We start from the raw sequence: 3,918 nt of genomic DNA, 5'->3' as shown, positions 1-3,918 counted from the left end.
GAGCGCTCGCGGCGCGGGTCGCGCCGGCGCTCGCGGCGCGGGTCGGGCGGGGTGGGCGGGCCATCGGGCCTCCGATGCTCGGGTGGTATCGGTCTGTGCGGCGTGGATTGCATACAATCCTGCCGCACGCCCCAGTTTTGTATACGAATTGTTTCGCGCGGGTAAAACGTGTGGCAGACGCACCGGCCGGAACCATCGATGCGCCGTCGAACCACGCAGGTGGATGGTTCGTCGGCGCATCGATGGTGTCGTCCCGGTGCCCGACTCGCGGGACCACCGGCCGCGGGGCGTCAGCCCAGGGGCAGTCCAGCTGCGCGCAGGTTCATCGCGAGGCGCGTCGGGTGCATGACCTCGTCCCACACCGTGCGAGCGAATCCTTCGACCTCGGGCCGGTTGCGGATGCGGTCCTCACGGATCTTCTCGTCCACGACGATCTGCTCCGGAGAACGCCCCTTCCGCCACCGACCCGTCGCGTACTTGATCCGCCCGTCGAACTCGAGGACGACACCGAACCGGGGCCACCAGAAGTCGACCACGTCCACGAACTGACCGTGATCACCCCAGCGAAAGCCCTTCTGGAGAACCGGAGGAGGCGCACCCAGCTCGTGCAGGACGACCCGCGTCAGCGATTCCCCGGGGGACTCGGCCGCCGACGTGGCGAAGGCCACGGCACGACGAGCGCCCGTGCGGCCCCGAGCCGTCGGGCGCGCGTCCAGGAACCGACCGATCTCCTCCCGCGTGGTCGACCGACGGTGGAGCAGCTGGTCGAGGGCGACGACGGCCTCCCGGAAGGTCCACGACAACGCGAGATCGGCAGCCGTGCGTGCCGGCGAGGTGACGAGCACCCCGGATTCCACCCGCGCCTCCTGGGGCAGGAGGAGTCCGGCGTGACGGACGACCGTCGGCGTGGACTGCGTCGTGCGACGAGCGGGGTCGACGACGTGGACGCGTTCCGGCCAGTCACCCAGGATCGGGGCACCCCAGACGGCCGCCGCGGAGGCGTGTGAGACGGCGACCCGGCTCGACAGCTTGGGCAGGAGCGCGACCACACGCAGGAGATGGCGTTGCCTCGGCGTGGCAGCCTGCCAGGCCTCCCGCTCGACGGCGACACCCGGGCACAGCCGGAGGAGCTCACCACGGTCGATCCGGCGACGGACCGAGGAGGACTCGCGCGTCCCGTGACCCAACTGGGACGAGCGGATGACGGGCGGTAGGGAATCGATCATCCCCACACCTTGCCGGTCGTGACCCCGCCCTGTCGTGGTTCTCCACAGGACCCTCACCCTCTGCGTGAGACGAACCGTCGATGCGCTGTCGAACCATCCATTCGGGTGGTTCGACAGCGCATCGGCGGCGCGACGCTGAGGGCGCCGCCGCGCGGAGGTGGGGGCGGCTACTCGAGGTTGGCGTGGCGGGGCCAGAGCTCGTCGGCATCGGCACCCGAGCGCTTCCACAGCGCGTGGAAGACGGCGTCGCCGAGCAGCACGACGGTCTGCTCGAACAGCCCGCCGGCGTACTGCGACGACGCGGCTCCCGAGCGGTCCTGCTTGTCGGCGGCGGGGACCACGAGCACGGCCTCGGCGAGGTCGGCCAACGGCGAGTCGGCGGCGGTGGTGATCGCGGCCACCCGGGCCCCGGCGTCGACGGCCGTGCGGGCCGCGGCGACGATGCCGGACGTCGTGCCCGAGCCGCTCGCGGTGAGCAGGACGTCTCCGTCGGCGATCGCGGGAGTCGTCACCTCGCCGACGACGTGCACCTCGAGACCGAGGTGCATCAGCCGCATCGCGGTCATGCGCAGGGCGAGACCCGAGCGACCCGCGCCGTGGACGAAGACGCGCTCGGCGTCGTCGACGAGGTCGGCGAAGGCGTCGAGCTGCCCGGACGTGTCGGACGAGTCGTCGCTCCCGGCGTCGGCGTCGAGCACCGCGGAGACGGCGGCGTCGACCTCGTCCGCCACGAGCTCGAGGGCGGTGGCGACGGAACCGTGGTCGTCGTCGGGGGACGTGCTGTCTGCGGGAGTCACGCGTACCAGCCTGCTCGCCCCGCGCCTCCTGCGTCCAGGTTCGGGTGGACGCCCCGGAACGACGGGGCTGCGACCAGAAGAGGGGCCACCGCGGACCCGCACTGGGGGCAGCCCGGTGCCCGCCCGCTGCCTAGCCTGGGACGGGGGGACGACACACCGAGAGACACCCGAGGAGCACCACGTGACCAGGACGGTCGACACACCCGCGCACCCGACGCGCAGCTACGAGCGGCTGAGGCCTGCCATGCGCCTGTTCTACCTGTGGACGCTCTCGCGCTCGCGCCACGTGCCCTCTCCGCGCGGCCGGCCGACCTACCGGGCGGACTCCCCCGACCCCGACACCGTGCTGCTGATCGGCACGGGTCCGACCCACGGCTTCGGCGTGACGAGCCACGAGCAGGCGCTCACCGGCCAGATCGCCAAGGAGACCTCGAAGAGCACCGGTCGCGCCTGCTCGGTCGACTACATCGGCGACGAGATGATGAACGCCGGTTCGGCCCGCTCGTGGATCGGCGACCACGACCTCAGCCTGTACGACACGGTCGTCGTGATGCTCGGCCTCAACGACGCCGTCATGCTCACCCCGCTCGACGGCTGGCAACGCGACGTGACGACGCTCGTCACCGACCTGACGCGACGCGTCCACCCGACCGCCCGCATCGTCCTGGTCGGCGTGCAGCCCGTGCGCTCGGTCACGCGGTTCAACAACCCGTTCGGATCGGTCGCCGACCGGCACGCCGCCCGGATGAACGACATCACCGAGCGGATCGCCGCGCAGCACCCGTCGGCCTCGTACTTCCGGCTGCCCCCGGGAGAGCTGCAGCCCGGTCGACCGCACGGCTGCGAGACGATGTACCGGCAGTGGGGCACCGTGGTCGCCGACCGGGTGGCCCCGACCCTCGACGTGGTGCGCCGCGGCGAGACCGTCGAGCACATCGGCCGCACGTCCGTCGCGCCCGTCGTGCCCGAGCGGGTCGCCGCCCAGCTCGAGGTGGCCCGTCTGGCGGCATCGGTGGCCGCACCGGCCCCGGTCGATCCGGTCGTCGCGCAGCTCGAGGCCGCACGGGCGGCCGTCGCCCGACTCGAGGCCGAGCAGGCCGTCGCGGCACGCGCGGCAGCCGCGGCCGCAGCCGTAGCCGGACCGCCGGCGACGCCGGCCGCGACGCCTGCGCCGATGCCGACGCCTGCACCCGTGAGCACATCCGTGACCGCCCCCGGAACCGCGTCCGTCCCGCCGACCGACACCGCGCCTCCTGCCCGTCCGCGTCGGGCCCTGCCCGAGCCGACCTTCGAGTGGTCGGGAGCCGAGAAGCTGGTCGAGCTCGCGAGCAGCGGTGGCTCGGACACCCTGCAGGACCTCGCCCGACGAGCCGAGAAGGAGTTCGGCGTCGACGTCGCGGTCGTCTCGCTGCTCGACGGCAAGAAGCTCTACTACGCGGTCAACACCGAGCTGCTGCCGGTCTCGATCCCGCGCGAGCTGACGTTCTGCGACGTGACCGTCGCGGCCGACGCACCCGTGATCGTCGAGGACGCCCGCAAGGACGACCGGTTCAAGGACAACCCCTACCTCGACCTCAACCACGGGTACTTCTACGCCGGGCACCCGATCCACTCGTCGTCCGGCGAGGCGATCGGCACCTTCTGCCTGCACAACACGCGGCCCCGCAAGGCGAAGAGCGTGTCGTCCGAGAAGCTGGCCGAGTTCGCCCGGCTCGCCGAGCTCGAGCTGCAGAGCTACGAGACGGCCGAGGGCGGTCACGACCTGCCGACCATGTACGAGACCCGGGAGGCGGCGGTCGCGGCGGCCGTGTCGGGTCGCGCCCCGCAGGCGGCCGCCCTGGCCCAGGGGGTGGCCGACGCCGTGGGCGCGGTACCCGTCGCCGCGGTCCCCGTCG

At 72.5% G+C, this 3,918-nt stretch carries 3 protein-coding genes; 1 reads left to right on the top strand and 2 read right to left on the bottom strand.

The window, feature by feature from the left end; all coding sequences use genetic code 11:
- Positions 1–290: 290 nt before the first annotated feature.
- Together SZ60_RS13870 and hxlB are read right to left on the bottom strand one after the other, a co-directional pair.
- Complete coding sequence (locus SZ60_RS13870; RefSeq protein WP_052505421.1) at positions 291–1,226, bottom strand: hypothetical protein; 936 nt, start codon at positions 1,224–1,226, stop codon at positions 291–293.
- Between the two features lie 167 nt (positions 1,227–1,393).
- The gene (gene hxlB / locus SZ60_RS13865) at positions 1,394–2,023 is read right to left on the bottom strand and encodes a 6-phospho-3-hexuloisomerase (RefSeq protein WP_043596854.1); all 630 of its coding nucleotides are present in this window, start codon (positions 2,021–2,023) and stop codon (positions 1,394–1,396) included.
- Between the two features lie 181 nt (positions 2,024–2,204).
- Here hxlB and SZ60_RS16660 point away from each other — a divergent pair.
- The coding region (locus SZ60_RS16660; RefSeq protein WP_156155617.1) for a GAF domain-containing protein at positions 2,205–3,918 on the top strand (1,714 nt) is incomplete at its 3' end.

The sequence above is a fragment of the Frigoribacterium sp. MEB024 genome (assembly GCF_000878135.1).
In the GTDB taxonomy this organism is placed as follows: Bacteria; Actinomycetota; Actinomycetes; order Actinomycetales; family Microbacteriaceae; genus Frigoribacterium.
The sequence above is the reverse complement of the archived record's forward strand: the minus strand, read 5'-3'. Positions and strand labels throughout refer to the sequence as shown.